Source organism: Paraburkholderia sp. UCT2 (genome assembly GCF_014397665.1).
GTDB lineage: Bacteria > Pseudomonadota > Gammaproteobacteria > Burkholderiales > Burkholderiaceae > Paraburkholderia > Paraburkholderia tuberum.
Map to the genome: position 1 here is coordinate 190,653 of NZ_VZQO01000005.1, position 18,871 is coordinate 209,523.

At 63.2% G+C, this 18,871-nt stretch carries 16 protein-coding genes, 1 tRNA gene and 1 pseudogene; 12 read left to right on the forward strand and 6 right to left on the reverse strand.

What is annotated here, in order from left to right:
- Nucleotides 1-173 precede the first annotated feature (173 nt).
- Nucleotides 174-1,175 (reverse strand): thioredoxin-disulfide reductase, encoded by a 1,002-nt coding sequence (trxB, locus tag F6X39_RS06540; RefSeq protein WP_184021156.1) that lies wholly within the window; start codon nucleotides 1,173-1,175, stop codon nucleotides 174-176.
- A 391-nt stretch (nucleotides 1,176-1,566) separates the two neighbouring features.
- Between trxB and F6X39_RS06545 the strand changes: the two genes are divergently transcribed.
- The gene (locus F6X39_RS06545; RefSeq protein WP_184021169.1) at nucleotides 1,567-3,876 is read left to right on the forward strand and encodes a DNA translocase FtsK; all 2,310 of its coding nucleotides are present in this window, start codon (nucleotides 1,567-1,569) and stop codon (nucleotides 3,874-3,876) included.
- A gap of 151 nt (nucleotides 3,877-4,027) precedes the next feature.
- Nucleotides 4,028-4,771, forward strand: coding sequence for an outer membrane lipoprotein chaperone LolA (lolA, locus tag F6X39_RS06550; RefSeq protein WP_187616010.1), 744 nt, complete (start codon nucleotides 4,028-4,030; stop codon nucleotides 4,769-4,771).
- A gap of 357 nt (nucleotides 4,772-5,128) precedes the next feature.
- On the opposite strand, the gene F6X39_RS37560 is transcribed toward lolA, so the two are convergent.
- A complete protein-coding gene (locus F6X39_RS37560) occupies nucleotides 5,129-5,398 on the reverse strand; it encodes a hypothetical protein (RefSeq protein WP_187616011.1) in 270 nt (89 codons plus the stop codon).
- 141 nt (nucleotides 5,399-5,539) lie between these two features.
- Here F6X39_RS37560 and F6X39_RS06560 point away from each other — a divergent pair, with 141 nt between their 5' ends.
- A complete protein-coding gene (locus tag F6X39_RS06560; protein WP_244144826.1) occupies nucleotides 5,540-5,728 on the forward strand; it encodes a hypothetical protein in 189 nt (62 codons plus the stop codon).
- A gap of 120 nt (nucleotides 5,729-5,848) precedes the next feature.
- On the opposite strand, the gene cytX is transcribed toward F6X39_RS06560, so the two are convergent.
- Complete coding sequence (cytX, locus tag F6X39_RS06565) at nucleotides 5,849-7,165, reverse strand: putative hydroxymethylpyrimidine transporter CytX (protein WP_187616012.1); 1,317 nt, start codon at nucleotides 7,163-7,165, stop codon at nucleotides 5,849-5,851.
- 213 nt (nucleotides 7,166-7,378) lie between these two features.
- Between cytX and F6X39_RS06570 the strand changes: the two genes are divergently transcribed.
- The 4 genes from F6X39_RS06570 (at nucleotide 7,379) to F6X39_RS06585 (ending at nucleotide 12,478) form a co-directional block, all read left to right on the forward strand.
- Entirely contained in the window at nucleotides 7,379-8,692 is a 1,314-nt protein-coding gene (locus F6X39_RS06570) for a replication-associated recombination protein A (protein ID WP_187616013.1), read from the forward strand.
- Between the two features lie 64 nt (nucleotides 8,693-8,756).
- Entirely contained in the window at nucleotides 8,757-10,052 is a 1,296-nt protein-coding gene (gene serS, locus F6X39_RS06575; protein ID WP_187616014.1) for a serine--tRNA ligase, read from the forward strand.
- A gap of 205 nt (nucleotides 10,053-10,257) precedes the next feature.
- A tRNA-Ser gene (locus F6X39_RS06580) sits at nucleotides 10,258-10,348 on the forward strand.
- A 738-nt stretch (nucleotides 10,349-11,086) separates the two neighbouring features.
- Entirely contained in the window at nucleotides 11,087-12,478 is a 1,392-nt protein-coding gene (locus F6X39_RS06585) for a hypothetical protein (protein ID WP_187616015.1), read from the forward strand.
- A gap of 134 nt (nucleotides 12,479-12,612) precedes the next feature.
- On the opposite strand, the pseudogene F6X39_RS06590 reads toward F6X39_RS06585, so the two are convergent.
- A pseudogene (locus F6X39_RS06590) lies at nucleotides 12,613-12,827 on the reverse strand (hypothetical protein); the annotation flags it as partial.
- The gene (locus tag F6X39_RS06595; RefSeq protein WP_187616017.1) at nucleotides 12,796-12,966 is read right to left on the reverse strand and encodes a hypothetical protein; all 171 of its coding nucleotides are present in this window, start codon (nucleotides 12,964-12,966) and stop codon (nucleotides 12,796-12,798) included. The gene F6X39_RS06595 and the pseudogene F6X39_RS06590, both read right to left, overlap by 32 nt.
- A 440-nt stretch (nucleotides 12,967-13,406) precedes the next feature.
- Here F6X39_RS06595 and map point away from each other — a divergent pair, with 440 nt between their 5' ends.
- The 5 genes from map (at nucleotide 13,407) to minE (ending at nucleotide 17,067) form a co-directional block, all read left to right on the forward strand.
- On the forward strand, nucleotides 13,407-14,192 hold the full coding sequence (gene map / locus F6X39_RS06600) for a type I methionyl aminopeptidase (RefSeq protein ID WP_187616018.1): 786 nt from the start codon (nucleotides 13,407-13,409) through the stop codon (nucleotides 14,190-14,192).
- A 91-nt stretch (nucleotides 14,193-14,283) separates the two neighbouring features.
- A complete protein-coding gene (locus tag F6X39_RS06605) occupies nucleotides 14,284-14,817 on the forward strand; it encodes a GNAT family N-acetyltransferase (RefSeq protein WP_090803490.1) in 534 nt (177 codons plus the stop codon).
- Nucleotides 14,818-15,027: 210 nt separating this feature from the next.
- A complete protein-coding gene (gene minC / locus F6X39_RS06610) occupies nucleotides 15,028-15,876 on the forward strand; it encodes a septum site-determining protein MinC (protein WP_187616019.1) in 849 nt (282 codons plus the stop codon).
- 106 nt (nucleotides 15,877-15,982) lie between these two features.
- Nucleotides 15,983-16,798 (forward strand): septum site-determining protein MinD, encoded by an 816-nt coding sequence (gene minD / locus F6X39_RS06615; protein ID WP_018419744.1) that lies wholly within the window; start codon nucleotides 15,983-15,985, stop codon nucleotides 16,796-16,798.
- 14 nt (nucleotides 16,799-16,812) lie between these two features.
- Nucleotides 16,813-17,067: a cell division topological specificity factor MinE gene (gene minE, locus F6X39_RS06620; protein WP_008922443.1), complete on the forward strand. Its 255-nt coding sequence runs from the start codon at nucleotides 16,813-16,815 to the stop codon at nucleotides 17,065-17,067.
- A 224-nt stretch (nucleotides 17,068-17,291) separates the two neighbouring features.
- Here minE and F6X39_RS06625 read toward each other — a convergent pair whose 3' ends face one another.
- On the reverse strand, nucleotides 17,292-18,692 hold the full coding sequence (locus F6X39_RS06625; protein WP_187616020.1) for a chloride channel protein: 1,401 nt from the start codon (nucleotides 18,690-18,692) through the stop codon (nucleotides 17,292-17,294).
- Between the last annotated feature and the right edge of the window lie 179 nt (nucleotides 18,693-18,871).

Consider the following 18,871-nt stretch of genomic DNA (forward strand, 5'->3'; position numbering starts at 1 on the left):
TGGTGCTGCCAACGCGCTCGACGCACATTGACAAAGCGGCAAAAACGACAAAGGCCGCCGGCATTTCAGCCGCGGCCTTCGTGAGCCAATGACAGCAGCGCTGCGCCACCGTCATTTTACTGTCGCGCCGGTTTGTCGGGACTTCGTCTCGACATAAGGCAGCGCGCTGCGGATCAGCGGTCCGCTTCCGCGCTCATCGCGTGCTCGCCGGCCATCTCGTTGATGGTCTCGAGATAGCGCTGCGCGTCGAGCGCGGCCATACAGCCGGTGCCCGCGCTGGTGATCGCCTGGCGATAGATGTGGTCCTGCACGTCGCCCGCGGCGAACACGCCCGGCACGCTGGTCGCGGTCGCGAAACCGTTCAGGCCGCCCTTCGTGATGATGTAGCCGTTCTTCATCTCGAGCTGGCCTTCGAAGATGTCCGTGTTCGGCTTGTGGCCGATCGCGACGAACAGGCCCTGCAGCGCGATGTCGGTGGTCTCGCCACTCTGCGTGTGCTTGATGCGCAGGCCGGTCACGCCGGAGTTGTCGCCGGTTACTTCTTCGAGCACATGGTTCCACTTGATCTCGACGACGCCTTCCTTCTCCTTCGCGAGCAGACGGTCGATCAGGATCGGCTCGGCGCGGAACTTGTCGCGGCGATGGATCACGGTCACCTTCTTCGCGATGCCGGCGAGGTACAGCGCCTCTTCGACGGCCGTATTGCCGCCGCCGATCACGGCGACGTGCTGCTGCTTGTAGAAGAAGCCGTCGCAGGTCGCGCAGGCCGACACGCCCTTGCCCATGAACGCCTCTTCGGACGGCAGGCCGAGATACTGCGCCGATGCGCCCGTCGAGATGATCAGCGAATCGCACGTGTATTCGCCCGAATCGCCGATCAGGCGAATCGGCTTCTCATCGAGCTTCGCCGTGTGGATGTGGTCGAAGATGATCTCGGTATTGAAGCGCTCGGCGTGCTCGAGGAAGCGCGCCATCAGTTCCGGGCCTTGCACGCCGTTGGCGTCGGCGGGCCAGTTTTCGACGTCGGTCGTGGTCATCAGCTGGCCGCCTTGCGCGATGCCGGTGACGAGCACCGGCGCGAGGTTGGCGCGCGCCGCGTAAACCGCCGCCGTGTAGCCGGCGGGACCGGAACCGAGAATCAGAACCTTGGCGTGTTTCGTTGCAGTTGCGGGCATGATCGAATCCTTGTACGGCGCGCGGCTCGCCGCTGCGTAGCCGTGCGTTTTTGAGCTGAAACTGTAGATGGGTATCAGTCGGGCATTATAAAGGGCGGGGCGTGCCGCTGCGCCATCAAGCTTTCTGATCGCCGCGATAGCGTGGCGGCGTGGGCGCTCGGGGCGAGCCCGCGGCGCGATACGGCGAATTCAGCGCGCCTCGCGCATGCGTGTGTGGTCAAACAGCCAGGTTACCGTCATTTACAGCCTCGCGCGGGACACAGCGCTTACAATAGCCCGGATCGAAGTTTCCGGTAGCCGGGATCGGGCCCGAAGCCGTGCGCGGCGAGGCTCGGGCCGCGTTCCCGGCGGCAGTTTCAGCCTGAACCGGCTACCCCAGGCAACAGGATCAATGGCAAAAGCTCCCTATACCGCGAGCGCGCAGGCATTGCCGCACCGCATGTCGCGCCTCTTCACCGAAATCCGCTGGATTCTGCAGGTGGCCCTCGGCGTGTTCCTGCTGATGTCGCTCGTCAGCTACAGCAGGCACGACCCGAGCTGGACCCATGCCGCGCAGGTCGACCATATCTCGAACTGGGCGGGCCGCGTCGGCGCGTGGACTTCCGACATCCTGCTGCTGCTGTTCGGCCTGTCCGCCTACTGGTGGATCGTGCTGCTCGGCCGCCACATCTCCGCGAACTACAAGCGGATCACCCGCAACGAAGAGCCGCAGGACGACGACGCGCCGCGCGGCGTAAGCTGGCTCGCGGACGCGTTCGCGTTCATGCTCGTGCTGCTGTCGTGCAACGGCCTCGAGGCGCTGCGCATGTGGTCGCTGAAGGTGCAGTTGCCGCGCGCGCCTGGCGGCGTGATCGGCGAGGCTGTCGCGCGCGGCATCTCGCATGCGCTCGGCTTCACCGGTGGCACGCTCGCGCTGCTGCTCGGTCTCGGGATCGGGCTGTCGCTGTACTTCCGTTTTTCGTGGCTGTCGGTCGCGGAGAAGGTCGGCGAATCGATCATTTCCGCGGTGACGTTCGCGAAGCTGCGCCGCGAGGCCGGGCTCGATCGCAAGCTCGGCGAAGCGGCCGCCGTGAAGCGCGAAGGCAAGGTCGAGAAGGGCCGCGTGCGCATCGAGGAGCACGAGCCCGTAGTGATCGTGCCGCCGCTCGCCACGCCGGCGAAGTCGGAGCGTGTCGAGAAGGAACGCCAGGTGCCGCTCTTTACCGATCTGCCCGGCGACTCCACGCTGCCGCCCATCGCGCTGCTCGATCCCGCGCCAGCCGCGCAGGAAACCATTTCCGCGGACACGCTCGAATTCACGTCGCGCCTGATCGAGAAGAAGCTGAAGGACTTCGGTGTCGACGTGAGCGTGGTCGCCGCGTATCCGGGGCCCGTCGTCACGCGCTATGAAATCGAGCCGGCCACGGGCGTGAAGGGCAGTCAGATCGTTAATCTCGCGAAGGATCTCGCGCGCTCGCTGTCGCTCGTGTCGATTCGCGTCGTCGAAACGATTCCGGGCAAGAACTACATGGCGTTGGAGCTGCCGAACCAGCGCCGTCAGACCGTGAGCCTGTCCGAAATTCTCGGCTCGGCCGTGTATGCGGATGCCGCGTCGCCGCTCACGATGGGTCTCGGCAAGGACATCGGCGGCAAGCCCGTGTGCGCGGATCTCGCGAAGATGCCGCATTTGCTCGTCGCCGGCACGACCGGTTCGGGCAAGTCCGTGGGTATCAACGCGATGATCCTGTCGCTGCTGTACAAGGCGAGCGCCGAGCAGGTGCGCATGATCCTGATCGATCCGAAGATGCTCGAAATGAGCGTCTACGAAGGCATTCCGCACCTGCTGTGTCCGGTCGTCACCGACATGCGCCAGGCGGGCCACGCGCTGAACTGGGCGGTCGCCGAAATGGAGCGCCGCTACAAGCTGATGAGCAAGGTCGGCGTGCGTAACCTCGCCGGCTACAACAACAAGATCGACGAAGCGGCCAAGCGCGAAGAGAAGCTGCCGAATCCGTTCAGCCTGACGCCGGACGATCCGGAACCGCTCACGCGTTTGCCGAACATCGTGATCGTCATCGACGAGCTGGCCGACCTGATGATGGTCGTCGGCAAGAAGGTCGAAGAGCTGATCGCGCGGATCGCGCAGAAGGCGCGCGCGGCCGGCATCCATCTGATTCTCGCTACGCAGCGTCCGTCGGTCGACGTGATCACCGGCCTGATCAAGGCCAACGTGCCGACCCGTATGGCGTTCCAGGTGTCGTCGAAGATCGACTCGCGCACGATTCTCGACCAGCAGGGCGCCGAGTCGCTGCTCGGCATGGGCGACATGCTCTATCTGCCGCCAGGCAGCGGTTTGCCGGTGCGCGTGCACGGCGCGTTCGTGTCGGATGATGAAGTGCATCGCGTCGTCGACAAGCTCAAGGAGCAGGGCGAGCCGAACTATATCGAGGGCATTCTCGAAGGCGGCGTGAGCGGCGAGGGCGACGAAGGCTCGGCGGGAACCGCGTCCACCGAAGGCGAGTCGGACCCGTTATACGATCAGGCGGTCGACGTCGTGCTGAAGAATCGCCGCGCGTCGATTTCACTCGTGCAGCGGCATCTGCGCATCGGCTACAACCGGGCGGCGCGTCTACTCGAACAGATGGAGAATTCGGGCGTGGTGTCGGCGATGTCGTCGAACGGCAATCGCGAGATCCTGGCGCCGGCGCGCGAGGCGGAATAGCCGTAACGAGCCATTGCGGCCATCGCGAGCGACGCCGCGTGCACCGTCCGGTGCGCCATTGCGGCTCGACGCCGGGCCAGTCACGCTGTGTTCAGCGAGTGCATCGAGCCGGCGCAGCCCATCACCGAATTCATTCAAGGGAGAAAAACCTATGCAAGCAATCGCGCAGCAGGATGCCCGACAGCGTCGAGCGGGCCGCCTCGGCGAGCGCGTGTCCCGCGGCATGCGCGAGATCGCGCGCGCCGTGGGCAGTGTCGCGATCGGTGCGTCGCTGTTCGTCGCCTCGCACGCGTTCGCGAGCGGCACCGAGCAACTGAAGGCATTCATCGCGCAGGTCCATTCGGCGCGCGGCGCCTTCGTGCAGCAGGAAGTGCGCGCGCCGAGCAAGGCGCAGGGCGCGAGCGGCGCGCTGTCCACCGCGAACCCGGCCAGGCCGACCACGTCGAGCGGCACGTTCATGTTCGCGCGGCCCGGCAAGTTCATCTGGCAATACGAGAAGCCCTACTCGCAATTGCTGCAGGCGGACGGCGACAAGCTCTACGTCTACGACAAGGATCTGAACCAGGTGACGGTGCGCCCGCTCGGCAACGCGCTCGGCGCAAGCCCGGCGGCGATCCTGTTCGGCAGCAACGATCTCGACAAGAACTTCTCGCTGCGCGACGCGGGCGTGAAGGCCGGCATCGACTGGCTCGAACTGACGCCGAAGGCGAAGGACACGCAGTTCGAGCGCGTCGGCATCGGTTTCAAGGACGGCAATCTCGAAGCGATGGAATTGCACGACGTGTTCGGTAACGTGACGCTGCTCACGTTCTCGAACATCCAGAAAAATCCGCAACTGCCGCCCGATGCATTCAAGTTCACGGTGCCGAAGGGCGCGGATGTGATCAACGGATAAACCGCGCGGTAGGCGCCGACACTGGCGCCTTTGCAAACGCCCGCGAAGCCGCGCTTGTCGAGCGCGGCTTTTTATTTCGCGCGGTGCGTGGATTGCTTAGGGATGCGCGCGCGGCGCCGCGACGAACATTAAATCGTCGTACAGGCAGACGTAATGATTTAGTGCGAGACTGGAAAGAGCCGCATTGCTCATGGGCTGGAGTTGGCGTGTCCGATCATTTTCCGGGATTGGGTACGCAATCTCTAACAATTTTTTGCTGCAACGCAACAAAATAACGCCTAAACTGATCGAATCTGGTTGTCGCTTCAGATGTCTGGAAAGGTGAGGCATGTCATGAGATTGTCTTCTTCACACGATTCACGCTTGTCCCCATCCCTCCATGTGTTCCAGCAGGAGGGCGGGTGGCATTGGGGAATAACGGTTCCGCGCGCGGCCGGAAGTGGTTTCAAGGTCGTTGCATATAGTGAAAAAACCTTTATCGATGAGGCCGAAGCCCATCGGGAAGGCAATCGCGCGCTTGAGCGTTTCGCCGATACGCCGGCGGTTCGGCTTGAACGGCAGTAAGGCAGTCAGGTTATCTAACGTATCCGGCAGCCCGTTATTTGGGTTTTCGAGCGGGAAACGCAAGAATTACCGCCGGTGATAATTTAATATGCAACCAATTGCATATTTTTTTGACTTCCGAAAAATCGTAGCGATAATGTCTCGTTTCGAGATATCGCATTTATTTTGACTTTCGCGGAATATGAAACCACCCACGCGCTTAGCGTGGAACTGGACGGCGTAAACTATGCCGGAACTTATCGCGTCATGACGGGCACCGTCGTCGTCCATTTCGCGAACGAGAGCAAATTCGCCTCGTACGCGCCGAATCGGCCGGAGACCGTCGCCCGTTGGCTGCTCACGGATCTGTGTCGCAAGGCCGAATCGCGTCGGCGCAAAGCGGCGAAAAAATAGCCTGCGGCGCGCCCTGTGATTGGCCGTTCGACGGTCACAAAAAAAGACCTGCATTTGGATTGCAGGTCTTTTTTATTTTGTGACAGCTGCGTCTAATGCAACGCGCTGAGGATGACGCGCTCACGCGTACGCGGTCTTGCGCGCCGATACGAACGCGTAATAGCATACCGCGCCGATCGCAAGCGACGGCAGCGTCGCGCCGACATTCGGTAGCCATTGATTGATCACCTGGTACGAGGCGATGCCGATCGCCCAAGCGACGAACGCGCTCAGGTGCCAGCCGCCCGAGAAGCCGTAGCGGCCGCGCACATCGGCGAGCACCGCGGCGTCGACGCGCCGTTTGCGCACGATGAAGTGATCCATCAGCACGACGCCGAACAGCGGCGCGAATACCGAGCCGATCAGCAGCAGGAAGTTCTGGTACTTCGCCATCGGCACGAGCAGCGCGATCAGCGTGCACAGCGCACCGAACGCGGCCGACAGCAACGGCACGCTCGCGCGTGTCCAGAACGTGCCGGTCGATACCGCGGCCGAGTGGATGTCGGCGAACGCATTGTCGATTTCGTCGATCAGAATCAGCAGCAGCGCAAACCCGCCGCCCGCTTGCGCGAGCGCGCCGGTCAGCAATGCATCGCCGCCGCCGGCCGCGAGCCCGTAGACCGCGCCGAGCGCATAGAACCAGATGTTCGCGATGCCATAGCCGTATAGCGTGCCGCGGAACGTCTCGCCGGCGCGGCGGCTGAAGCGCGTGTAGTCGGCGATCAGCGGCAGCCATGACAGCGGCATCGCGACCACGAGGTCGACCGCGCCGCCGAACGACATCTCGCCGGTGCCGGGACGACGCATCAGGTCCGCGAGATTGTGGCGCGCGAGCAGGTTCCACGTGAGCCACGCGGCGCCCGCGAGCAGCAGCCAGATCCCCCACTTGCGCAGAAAGCGCCGTACGAACGACAGCGGGCCGCTGATCGCGAGCAGCGTCGCGAGCACGCCGAAGATCACGGTCCACACGAGCGGCATCGACAGGCCGAACGCCTGTTTCGCGAGCGCATCGGCAGAATCGCGCATCACGATCACCTCGAACGAGCCCCAGCCGACCAGTTGCACCATGTTCAGCACGGCCGGCACCGACGCGCCGCGCACGCCGAGCGTCGGACGCAGCGACGACATCGCCGCGAGCCCGGTGTCGGTGCCGATCACGCCCACGAGCGCGAGCAGCACGACGCCGATCACGCTGCCGAGCACGATCGCGACGAGCGCATGCGGCAGCGACAGCCCCGGCACCAGCAGCGCGCCCGCCTGGGCGACGAGCAGGCCGATGCCGAGCGAGAACCACAGCGCGAACGCGTCGCCGGTGCGAAACGCGCGGCGCGCGTCGGGCACCGGCGTGAGCGGCGCGTAGGTGGAGCCGGCGTCGCCGGCGACGGAATCTTGAGCCATCTGATGTTCGTTCCTGTTGGTGGTGCTGTGATTCTTTGCGTTGCAGGCGCCCCGGGTCGGCCATCGCCTGGCCGCCGTCACTGTCATAATGCAGGACGTTGCCCGCGTTCGTGCCTGTGTTTCCGGCCGGACGCGGGCTTTGCGCTGGTCCCGCGAGGCGCTGCTCCGAAGCGGTGCGTGCCCCGGAAAGCCGAGATTATCCCCAAAAACGTCATGTTTGAAGAAACCCGTGCCAATGTTCCGCTTGCCGAACGCCTGCGGCCACGCAATATCGACGAAGTGATCGGCCAGTCGCATCTGCTCGGTCCGAACAAGCCGCTCAGGGTCGCGTTCGAATCGGGCGAGGCCCATTCGATGATCCTGTGGGGCCCGCCGGGCGTCGGCAAGACCACGCTCGCGCGGCTGATGGCCGATGCGTTTCACGCGCAGTTCATCGCGTTGTCGGCGGTGCTGTCGGGCGTGAAGGATATCCGCGAGGCGGTCGAAACCGCGCAGATCCATCGCGCGAACGGCCATCAGACGCTGGTGTTCGTTGACGAAGTGCATCGCTTCAACAAGAGCCAGCAAGACGCGTTCTTGCCGCACGTCGAGTCGGGCCTGTTCGTGTTCGTCGGCGCGACGACCGAGAATCCGTCGTTCGAGGTCAATAGCGCGTTGCTGTCGCGCGCCGCCGTCTACGTGCTGAAGAGCCTGACCGACGACGAACAGGGCGAGCTGCTCGAGCGCGCGCGGAAGGAACTCGGCGGCCTTACGTTCACCGACGAAGCGCGCGCCGCGCTGATCGGATCCGCCGACGGCGACGGCCGCAAGTTGCTGAACAACCTCGAGATCGTCGCGCGCGCGGCCGCACAGCAGAAGACCACCGAAATCGACGGCGCGTTATTGGGCAGCGCGCTCGCGGAGAATCTGCGCCGCTTCGACAAGGGCGGCGACGCCTTCTACGACCAGATCAGCGCGCTGCATAAATCCGTGCGCGGCAGCAACCCGGACGGCGCGCTGTACTGGTTCTGCCGCATGCTCGACGGCGGCGCGGACCCGCGCTATCTTGCGCGTCGCATCGTGCGCATGGCGTGGGAAGACATCGGCCTCGCGGACCCGCGCGCCGCGCGCATCACGCTCGACGCCGCCGAAACCTACGAGCGTCTCGGTTCCCCCGAAGGTGAGCTCGCGCTTGCGCAGGCGATCATCTATCTGGCGGTCGCGCCGAAATCGAATGCCGGGTACAACGCGTACAACGAGGCGCGGCGCTTCGTCGGCAAGGACCAGTCGCGCGCGGTGCCGGTGCATCTGCGCAACGCGCCGACGAAGCTGATGAAGGAACTCGGCTACGGCCACGACTACCGCTACGCGCACGACGAACCCGATGCGTACGCGGCCGGCGAAACCTATCTGCCCGACGGCATGCGCGAGCCGCATTGGTACGAGCCGACACCGCGTGGTCTCGAAGGCAAGATCGGCGAGAAGCTCACGCGCCTTGGCGAGCTCGATGCGCGGTGGCGCGCCGAGCACAAGCCGAAGAAGGCTTGAGGCGTTTCACCTTTGCCGGTGCGTTAAAATCGCGTTTTCATACAACGAACATCCGTCCCATCCCATGCTCGACATCCAGTTGCTGCGCAAAGACCTCGACGGCGTCGCAAAGCGCCTCGCCGACCGCGGCTATACCCTCGACGTCGCGGCCTTCACCGCGCTCGAAGCGGAACGCCGCGATACCCAGACCCGTACCGAAGAACTGCAGGCGCGCCGCAACAGCCTGTCGAAGCAGATCGGCGCGATGAAAGGACGCGGCGAAGACACGTCGGCGGTGATGGCCGAAGTCGGCGGCATCGGCGACGAGATGAAGGCGTCGGCGGTCAAGCTCGAAGACATCCAGAAGCGTCTGTCCGATCTGCTGCTCGACGTGCCGAATCTCGCGCACGAAAGCGTGCCGGTCGGCAACGACGAAGCCGGCAACGTCGAAGTGCGCCGCTGGGGCACGCCGCGGCAGTTCGACTTCGAGGTCAAGGATCACGTTGACGTCGGCACGCCGCTCGGCCTCGACTTCGAGACCGGCGCGAAGCTGTCGGGCGCGCGCTTCACGATGCTGCGCGGCCAGATTGCGCGGCTGCATCGCGCGCTCGCGCAGTTCATGATCGACACGCACACGCAGCAGCACGGCTATACCGAGATCTACACGCCGTACATCGTCAATCCCGACATCCTGTACGGCACGGGCCAGCTGCCGAAGTTCGCGGACGATATGTTCCGCGTCGAAAAGGGCGGCGGTGAACACACGGTCACGCAGTACCTGATCTCGACCTCGGAAATTTCGCTGACGAACACGGTGCGTGAGAGCATCGTCGAAGCGGACGCACTGCCGATCAGGCTGACCGCGCACTCGCCGTGCTTCCGCTCGGAAGCGGGCTCGTATGGCCGCGACACGCGCGGCATGATCCGCCAGCATCAGTTCGACAAGGTCGAGATGGTGCAGGTCGTAGCGCCAGGCGCATCGTACGACGCGCTCGAGCAGATGGTCGGCCATGCGGAGGCGATTCTGCAAAGGCTCGAACTGCCGTATCGCGTGATCACGCTGTGTACCGGCGACATGGGCTTTTCCGCAGCGAAGACCTACGACCTGGAAGTGTGGCTGCCCGCGCAGAACACCTATCGTGAGATTTCGAGTTGCTCGAATACCGAGTCGTTCCAGGCGCGACGCATGCAGGCACGCTTCCGCAACGCGCAGGGCAAGCCGGAGCTCGTGCATACGCTCAACGGCTCGGGTCTCGCGGTGGGCCGCACGCTCGTCGCGGTGCTCGAGAACTTCCAGAACGCCGATGGCTCGGTGACGGTGCCTACGGCACTACGGCCTTACCTCGGCGGCGTCGAGCGGCTGCAAGTGCCGGCGGCCTGATGAGCGTCGCCGATGCGCGCGCAGGCGCGGTGTCGTCGCGTGTCTGACGATGGATGCCGCGAACGGCATCGAGGTCCCGCGAAAATTTTTTAGAAATTTTTTGGACGAGGGGGCTTGGAAAACTGATTCGAGCTGTTCTATAATCTTTTTCTCCCAAGCAACGGCCCGCTTGGATCCGACGCTGCAGTAGCGAGTCGGAATACCCGGAAAGGTGGCAGAGTGGTCGAATGTACCTGACTCGAAATCAGGCGTACGGTTTCCCCGTACCGTGGGTTCGAATCCCACCCTTTCCGCCAAATTCTGAAACCCCTTGATTTCACCGAGATCAAGGGGTTTTTGCTTTGAGTTCTCGAATGGCTTTGCCAAGGCAATTCGAAATTATTCAAGCATCATTTCTATTTTGGCGAAATCCTTTGTTTCAATTTTTTACATAAGCCATTCGTTGCTCGTGGTCTTTTTCATCTCATTTCCATACAAATATCTTAAGTCATTCGTGCTGCACTGTCCCCTAATTCATATACGGGACATATTCGGGACGTGGCTGTTGCACACTATAAGGGTCGAAGTTAGAAAATTTGCGGGCGACCCGCCCCCCGATCGACTTCTGAAAGTGCGAATCTTCGCCGACCCCACAGATCTCCGCAAGATCTGCCCTTTTTTACAAATAAATACGATTTTTGGTTGGGCTCGGTCATTCGTTCAGGGTACGATTTACGCCGTCAGAAGCTTTTACAGGAAGAATTTTCCTGAAAATGAAAGCTTCGGCAATTGATCAGTAAAACGTTTGCACCGCAAACGTTTGCGAACCAACGCGCACCCAGCCCTGTCAATCTGAACCACCGCGAGGAGCACCTTCGCGCGCCTCGGTTCAATCGGACAACACAGACGTGCGTTCAAAGCACTTCGGGACAATAGTCTTTAAGGCCTGCAAATTCATTTGCATCGAATCCTTATTCATTGTCCGTCGAATCACAGCGAATCCACCTTTTGGTCTTTTTATCGGGAATTTTCCCGACATTTGGAATTACTCCGCGATGATAAAACGACGTCAATTCATTGGGGGCCTGACGGCCCTGAGCGCAAGTTATCTTTTGACCGCGTGTGGTGGGGGCAGTGGGTCATCGAACGCGAGTGGCAAGGCAGCCGCTGCGACCGGTGCTTCCGGTGCCGCGGCAGCTTCGGGTGCGTCCGCTACCTCCAGCACCGCGGACAATACGTCGCCGGTCGCGAAGGCGAGTGTCCCGAACATGTCGCCCGATGGCACCTCACTGCCTTCCGCGCCGTACATCATCGATCAGTTCGGCGCGACGTGGACGCTCTCCAACGGCGTCATCTATCGCAACGGCGCGACGTTCGGCATCACGTACAACGTGTCGCTCGTGTTGTTCTACGGCGGCAAGATCTGGCATTGCGGCACGGGGGGCGAGTTCTACGTCACTGCGGACGTCCCCAACCTATGGCTGCATTGCAACGATCCGCGCATCGCGATCACACCGCAGGCCGGCATGTTCTATGGCATGAACGGCCACTTCGACTACACGTACACGCCCCAGCAGATCGTCTCGATCCTGAAGGCCATGGGCTGCACGAGCTATCGCGTCGGCGTCACCAACAATGCGACCCAGTTGAACGCGGCGATCGGGCTCGCACAGGCTTTCCAGGCGGCGGGCATGACGTTGGTCGCGCTGATCGACCAGGGCGTCTACGACTCCAACGGCAACCTGCTGGCTGGCGAGAATGCCGCTTACAGCCAGGGTTACGCGGTAGCGCAGTCGGTCGCGAACGCACTGAAACCTTATGGCGTGACCATTTACGAATGCGGCAACGAGTTGACGCGCACGAACGCCACCGTGCTCGACTTCAACGCTGCGGGCACGAAGGCAGCGGACTTCAACAACGCGAACTGGCCGGTGATGCGCGGCGTGATGCGCGGGATGATCGACGGCGTGAAAGCGGTTCAGTCGAACGCGAAGTGCGGCATCAATTTCTGCGTGAACGATGTCGGCGCGGCGGACGCGCTGTGGGACGGTAATCAGCCGGATGGCAGCGGCGGTCATCCGACCGTGCGCTGGGACATCACCACGTGGCACAACTACGAGGTGTATGGCGATGTGTTCTCCCTCGGTGCGGACGGCGCCCAACCTGGCTTCGATCTGCCGATCTATTGCAAGGCCCGGTATGGCGTGCCGTTCATCATCACCGAGTGGAACACCGGACCGGAGCAAAACGAGACCTATCGTGGGAACTACATCACGACGAAGCTCGGCGAGTTCTATCAGAACCGCAAGACGCACAATATCCAGGCCGTCATGTATTACGTGCTCGATAGCGGCAACGAGACCTTCGGCATCATGATGAACGGCTCGCCGTTGAATCCGTCGTACAGTGCGTTCCAAAGCTTCACGGCGGCCCATCCCGACAACTGAGCCGCGGATATCGACGTAAGTAGGCCCGCCCGTCTGTGGTCGATGCTGCCCGGTGTCAAGGGCAGCACGTCGCCGGGCCTGACAGCGGCGCCCAACCCTTGCCTTCAGCGTATCGAGGCCAGGGGACGGGCGTCTCATCCCACCCGAAACCCTTCCATCATCTCCCTCAACGCCCGCGCCTGTTCCGCGAGCGACGCGGCGGCCGCCGCGCTTTCCTCGACGAGCGCCGCATTCTGCTGCGTGACCTCGTCCATCTGCGTGATCGCGATGCCCACCTGCTGAATCCCACGCTCTGCTCACGCGACGCCTGCGCAATGTCACTGACGATGCTGGTCACGCGCGCGATCGAGCTGCATCGCGAGTTGCGGCGAGTGCGGATCGGCCATCGCCCAATCGAGCCCGAAGCGCGCCCGCGACATCGCGGTGCCCGACTTGCCGAGCGCGACGACCGACGCATAGTGCACCGCTGCGTCGGAGAAGGCATTCATTCGCGCGTTCCGGCGCTGGTCGGCAATGGCGCCGAAGCAGTACGCCCGCGATCAGCGTGATCCGTACGATATGGCGAAGGGCGGAACGCAGCGGGCGACATGACGGGACGCCCGAATTTTAGTTCGGGAAACTGAACGATCACGATGTCCGGCTCGATGATCGTTCGAGTCCCTTTGCCGCCAGTCCATCTGAACGAGCAGGCCCGCAAGCTGGCCGAGCAAAAGCCCGTCATTATGATTCGGGCGCGCGCCACGGCATAGCTCCGCTAGCGCCACCGCCTCCTGCCGCGCACCGCTTCAGCCGATTTGCGCGGGGTTTATCCGCGATCCTCTGTACAATTGCCCGAAATCGCCCAATCGAGCGGCGGTTGCGGGCCGCCGGGCTTTCGGGCGCGGCGGGTCATCTCGCGCTTGACCCGCGACTCACATCGACTGAATTCATGGCCATTACCTACAAGACTCCCGACGATATCGCGAAGCTGCGCATTGCGGGCCGCCTCGCGGCCGATGTGCTGGCAATGATCGGCGAGCACGTCAAGGCAGGCGTCTCCACCGACGACCTCGACGCGCTGTGCAACGACTACATCGTCCACACGCAGAAAGCGATTCCGGCCAATGTCGGCTATCTGGGCTTTCCGAAGACCGTCTGCACGTCGGTCAACCATGTCGTGTGTCACGGCATTCCGAATCGCAACGAGATCCTGAAGGACGGCGACATCCTCAACATCGACGTCGCGATCATCAAGGACGGCTATTTCGGCGACACGAGCCGCATGTACTGCGTCGGCCAGTCGAGCACGGTCGCGCGTGCGCTGATCGACACGACCTACGAGGCGATGGTGGCCGGCATCCGCGAGGTGAAGCCGGGCGCGACGCTCGGCGACGTCGGCCACGCGATCCAGAAGGTCGCGCAGCGCGAGGGCTTCTCGATCGTGCGCGACTACTGCGGGCACGGCATCGGCAAGGTCTATCACGAGGACCCGCAGGTGCTGCACTATGGGCAGCCGGGGCAGGGGGTGCGCCTGAAGCCGGGCATGGTCTTCACGATCGAGCCGATGATCAACGCGGGCCGCGCCGGCACGTCGGTACAGCGCGACGGCTGGACCGTGATCACGAAGGACCGCTCGCTATCGGCGCAATGGGAGCACATGGTCGCCGTGACCGACGACGGCTATGAACTGCTGACGCCGTGGCCGGACGGCACGGGCGACTACGACGCGCCGTGAGCGGGACCGCATATTCTGGTCAATAATAAATTTGACTCGCCGGCCGGTTCGGTTAAAGCTACGCGTTAGGGTTTCCAGGGGTTTCGTCTGCATGAGTCCGTCATTGACCGTTCGCCGCATCACTGCTGATCAGGGCGCCGTTTTTCGCGAACTCCGCACTGCCTCGCTGCGGGAGGCGCCGTACGCCTTCGGCGCGACGCTCGAGGACGCGTTGTCGGCCGATGCCGCCAGTTTCGACGCGACCGCGGCGAATCACGCGGTTTCGCAGTCCGTCGGTGCATTCCTGCTCTATACCGAGGGTCATCCGGCCGGGCTGATCGAGGCGCATTTCGACGACACCGCGGCGCGGCGCGCGTTCGTCTGCGAGTTGTGGGTGGCGCCGGCCGTGCGCCATCTGCGCGGCGGCGAGCTGCTCGTCGATACCGCGAGCAGCTGGCTCGCGAATGCGGGCGCCACGGAAATCTACGCGTGGGTGGCCGACGCGAACCGCAACGCGATGCGCTTTTACGAAGCGCTCGGCTTTGGCCCGACCGGCGAGCACCGGCGCGTCGAGCGCGCACCCGAGCAGGTCGAAAGTCTGCTGGTGCGGCACGTGCCGACTACTTCGCAGGTGTTACAGCAGTGATCGCCCAAGCGGCGCGTCGCGCGCGCCGCTCGTCTTCGCCGTCCCTTCATCACGGTCTTTTTCCCGCCAGCGTTTCTTTCGCACCGTCGCGCGTCGATCGCATCGACGACACGCGTTGCGCTTGTGCGCGCGAGCACCGATTCTCCCGGGAAAAATAGTGGCCGCGCGCTTGTACGCCTGTAAAATACGCAAAATTTTTCGCCGAACGCTATGTCGCCCAAGAAATCGCCCTTTTTCGAACTGCGCAGCGGCTCTGTCGACACGCTGATGTTCGTGGTCAAAACGACCGACCTCGATGCGATGCGTGCCGAGCTGACGCGACGCTTCGAGGCGACCCCCGAATTCTTCGCTAACGACGTCGTCGCGATCGACGTGCGGCGTCTCGCCGGCAACGAACGCGTGCCGCTCGCCGACATCGCGCAACTGCTCGACAGCGTGCGCATGCGTCCGGTCGGCGTGGTCGCGAATGCGGAGCAACAGTGGGCGACGGAGTCGGGATTGCCGTTGCTCGAAGCGCGCGATCGGCGCGGCGCGCCGGCGAAGCAGGCCGATGAGGACAGCATGGCGAGCGCGGCAAACGCGACAGCAGGCACCGAGGCAAGCGCGGGCACGAGCGCGTCCGCCAGCTCTGCATCCGCAACCGCCAGCGCGGCCACGGGCACGGCCGCTGCCGCCGCCGTCGAACCCACGCCCGCCGCCGAGCCGGTGCGTCTTGCCACGTCGCCGCAAACGATGGTGGTCGACAAGCCGTTGCGCTCGGGTCAGCGTATTTACGCAAAAGGCGATCTGGTCGTGCTCGGTCTGGTCAGCTACGGCGCCGAGGTGATCGCGGAAGGCAACATCCACATTTACGCGCCGCTGCGCGGCCGGGCGTTGGCCGGCGTGCAGGGCAATCACGACGCGCGCATCTTCTGCACGTGTCTCGAACCGGAACTGATCTCGATCGCGGGCATCTATCGAACGACCGAGAACCCGCTGCCGGCCGACGTGCTCGGCAAGCCGGTGCAGATCTGGCTCGAAGAAGAAAAGCTGATGATCGAACCGCTGCGGCTCACGTAAAGCGCCGCGAAACGCGCGCTGCCCCGAGCGATTGCGGCACGCGGCGTTTCACGGCGAGGCGGGCCGCGCACCAATTGACGCATTTGACGAACACAAGGTAAGGGTAATGGCAAAAATCATTGTGGTGACTTCGGGCAAGGGTGGCGTGGGCAAGACGACCACGAGCGCGAGCTTTGCGTCGGCCCTCGCGTTGCGCGGCAGCAAGACCGCCGTGATCGACTTCGACGTCGGCCTGCGCAACCTCGACCTCATCATGGGCTGCGAGCGCCGCGTCGTGTACGACCTGATCAACGTGATCCAGGGCGAAGCGAATCTGAACCAGGCGCTGATCAAAGACAAGAAATGCGAGAACCTGTTCATCCTTCCGGCCTCGCAAACGCGCGATAAAGACGCGCTGACCATGGAAGGTGTCGAGAAGGTCATCAACGATCTGATCGCGATGGACTTCGAATACATCGTCTGCGATTCGCCGGCCGGTATCGAGTCGGGCGCGCTGCTTGCGATGCACTTCGCCGACGAAGCGCTGATCGTGACGAACCCGGAAGTGTCGTCGGTGCGCGACTCCGATCGCATTCTCGGCATCCTGTCGTCGAAGACCAAGCGCGCGATCGAAGGCAAGGAACCGATCAAGGAGCACCTGCTGATCACCCGCTACAACCCGAAGCGCGTCAGCGAAGGCGAAATGCTGTCGCTGACCGACATCCAGGAAATTCTGCGCATCGATCTGATCGGCGTGATTCCGGAATCGGAAGCGGTGCTGCACGCGTCGAACCAGGGTCTGCCGGCCGTGCATATGGACGGCACCGATGTGGCCGAAGCCTATAAGGACGTCGTGTCGCGTTTCCTCGGCGAGCAGAAATCGCTTCGCTTTGTCGATTACCAGAAGCCCGGGCTGCTGCAGCGCCTCTTCGGCACCAAGTAAGGGGAGCGCACGTCATGTCGATTCTTTCGTTTTTGCTGGGCGAGAAAAAGAAGTCCGCGTCGGTAGCGAAGGAACGCCTGCAGTTGATCATCGCGCACGAGCGCGCCGGCGGCCATGCGCCCGCCGATTATCTGCCTGCGTTGCAACGCGAACTGGTGGCCGTGATCTCGAAGTACGTGAAGATTTCCGACGACGACATACGCGTGAGTCTCGAGCGTCAGGACGATCTCGAAGTGCTGGAAGTCAAGATCGAAATACCCCAGGCCTGAGCTTCGGATGGACCGCGGTCCATCTCGCATCATGTGCAGGACGTCGCAGGGCGTCGCGTCGCAGCGACGTGATGCGGTGCGGCGTTCGGCTCGTCGTCTGGCTTCTGTCTGAAGCCGTCTCTTCGCATCTCCACGGCGCTCGCCATTTCCCGGTCGAAATGAACCGTTGCACTCCAGCGGTGCCGTTACCCGCGCAACGTCAGCCTCGCGTCGCCCTCGCGCATCTACTGACGCGGCGAGTCGGCGGTATCCGTCGTGATGTCGTCTGCGGCATCGTCGGCGCTCGGCTCGCCGTCTTCGCTTTCCGCTTCCGGCACCTCGACCGCGGGCACTTCCGGCACTGGCGCAGGCGTGGGCTGCGGCAGCGGCGCCACGTAGCGCTCGGCGAGCGACTCGTAGAGCGGCGGCGCGAACAGGCGGGACACTCGGCTCGCGATCAACGCGGTGGCCATCAGCGAAATCACGAGCGCGTGGCCGTCGATCATCTCCATCACGATCACGAACGAAGTGATCGGCGACTGCGTGACCGCGGCCAGATAGCCGACCATCGCGAGCGCGATCAGCATCGGCAATTGCATCGAATCGAACACCATGTGCAGCAGATTGCCGAAGCCCGCGCCGATCGACAGCGACGGCGCGAAGATGCCGCCCGGAATGCCCGGCAGGTATGAGCCGACCATCGCGATCATCTTCAGGAACGGATAGAACACCGACAACTGCTCGTGTCCCTCGAGCAGGCCGCGCGCTTCCGTATAGCCGCTGCCGAACGTCGTGCCGCCCGAGATCACGCCGACCACCGCGATCGCGAAGCCGCACAGCGCGGCGAACGCAACCGGCCGCTCGCCGTGCAACTGACGCAGCGGCTCCGGAATCCAGCGCGCGGTATTGAGCAGCAGCCAGCAGAAGATACCGCCTGCGATTCCCGTGACGATCGCGGTGAGCACCACCGCGACGGCGAGCAGATCAGGGAAATGCGCGCCGATCTGGATCGTGCCGAAATACGTGTAGTTGCCGTTCAGGCCCAGTGCGACGACACCCGCGATGATGATCGCCGTGATCAGCACGCCACTCGTGCGCGCCTCGAAGCTGCGCGTCAATTCCTCGATTGCGAATACGACGCCCGCGAGCGGTGTATTGAACGCCGCCGACAAACCCGCTGCCGCGCCCGCCAACGCGAGTTGCCGTTCGATCTGCGCATTCGAGCGCGGATAGAACCGGCGCAGATTGAACATCAGCGCGGCGCCGACCTGCACGGTCGGTCCTTCACGGCCGATCGTAAAGCCGCCGAGAATCGCGAGAAACGACACGCCGATTTTGCCGAGCAGAATTCGCAGCGACAGCAGCCGCGTGCCGTATCCGCGCTGTTTCGTGTGCAGCGTTGCGATCACCTGCGGGATGCCGCTGCCCTCGGAGCCGCGAAAGAACTTGCGCGTGAGCCAGACCGCGAGTGCGGCGACCGCGGGCGTGATCACGAGCGGCGCCCACACATACCGCTGCCGGACATCGAGAAACGCGTCATACCCCCAGTCGATCAGGCGCGCGTACAGCACCGCGACCAGGCCGACGGCGATGGCACCGAGCCAGAAGATGCCGTATTGCCGCCACAGGCGTTTTGCGCGACGCATGACAGCTGGCGAACGGGAAGGGAAGGGCCGGGACATGAATTAGATTCGTGCAAAGGGCAAAGTATAAAGCGTGCGGGACCGACAAGAATACGTGAAAGATGTTTGAAATAATGAAGTGAAGTGAATAATCAGGCGGATATTTTTTGCTGTAATGTGCCGTATTGAGAATCGCACCGCGC

Coding starts and splice junctions, on each gene's coding strand:
- trxB (WP_184021156.1), bottom strand. CDS start 1,175: ATGCCCGCAACTGCAACGAAACACGCCAAGGTTCTGATTCTCGGTTCC.
- F6X39_RS06545 (WP_184021169.1), top strand. CDS start 1,567: ATGGCAAAAGCTCCCTATACCGCGAGCGCGCAGGCATTGCCGCACCGC.
- lolA (WP_187616010.1), top strand. CDS start 4,028: ATGCAAGCAATCGCGCAGCAGGATGCCCGACAGCGTCGAGCGGGCCGC.
- cytX (WP_187616012.1), bottom strand. CDS start 7,165: ATGGCTCAAGATTCCGTCGCCGGCGACGCCGGCTCCACCTACGCGCCG.
- F6X39_RS06570 (WP_187616013.1), top strand. CDS start 7,379: ATGTTTGAAGAAACCCGTGCCAATGTTCCGCTTGCCGAACGCCTGCGG.
- serS (WP_187616014.1), top strand. CDS start 8,757: ATGCTCGACATCCAGTTGCTGCGCAAAGACCTCGACGGCGTCGCAAAG.
- F6X39_RS06585 (WP_187616015.1), top strand. CDS start 11,087: ATGATAAAACGACGTCAATTCATTGGGGGCCTGACGGCCCTGAGCGCA.
- F6X39_RS06595 (WP_187616017.1), bottom strand. CDS start 12,966: ATGAATGCCTTCTCCGACGCAGCGGTGCACTATGCGTCGGTCGTCGCG.
- map (WP_187616018.1), top strand. CDS start 13,407: ATGGCCATTACCTACAAGACTCCCGACGATATCGCGAAGCTGCGCATT.
- F6X39_RS06605 (WP_090803490.1), top strand. CDS start 14,284: ATGAGTCCGTCATTGACCGTTCGCCGCATCACTGCTGATCAGGGCGCC.
- minC (WP_187616019.1), top strand. CDS start 15,028: ATGTCGCCCAAGAAATCGCCCTTTTTCGAACTGCGCAGCGGCTCTGTC.
- minD (WP_018419744.1), top strand. CDS start 15,983: ATGGCAAAAATCATTGTGGTGACTTCGGGCAAGGGTGGCGTGGGCAAG.
- minE (WP_008922443.1), top strand. CDS start 16,813: ATGTCGATTCTTTCGTTTTTGCTGGGCGAGAAAAAGAAGTCCGCGTCG.
- F6X39_RS06625 (WP_187616020.1), bottom strand. CDS start 18,692: ATGCGTCGCGCAAAACGCCTGTGGCGGCAATACGGCATCTTCTGGCTC.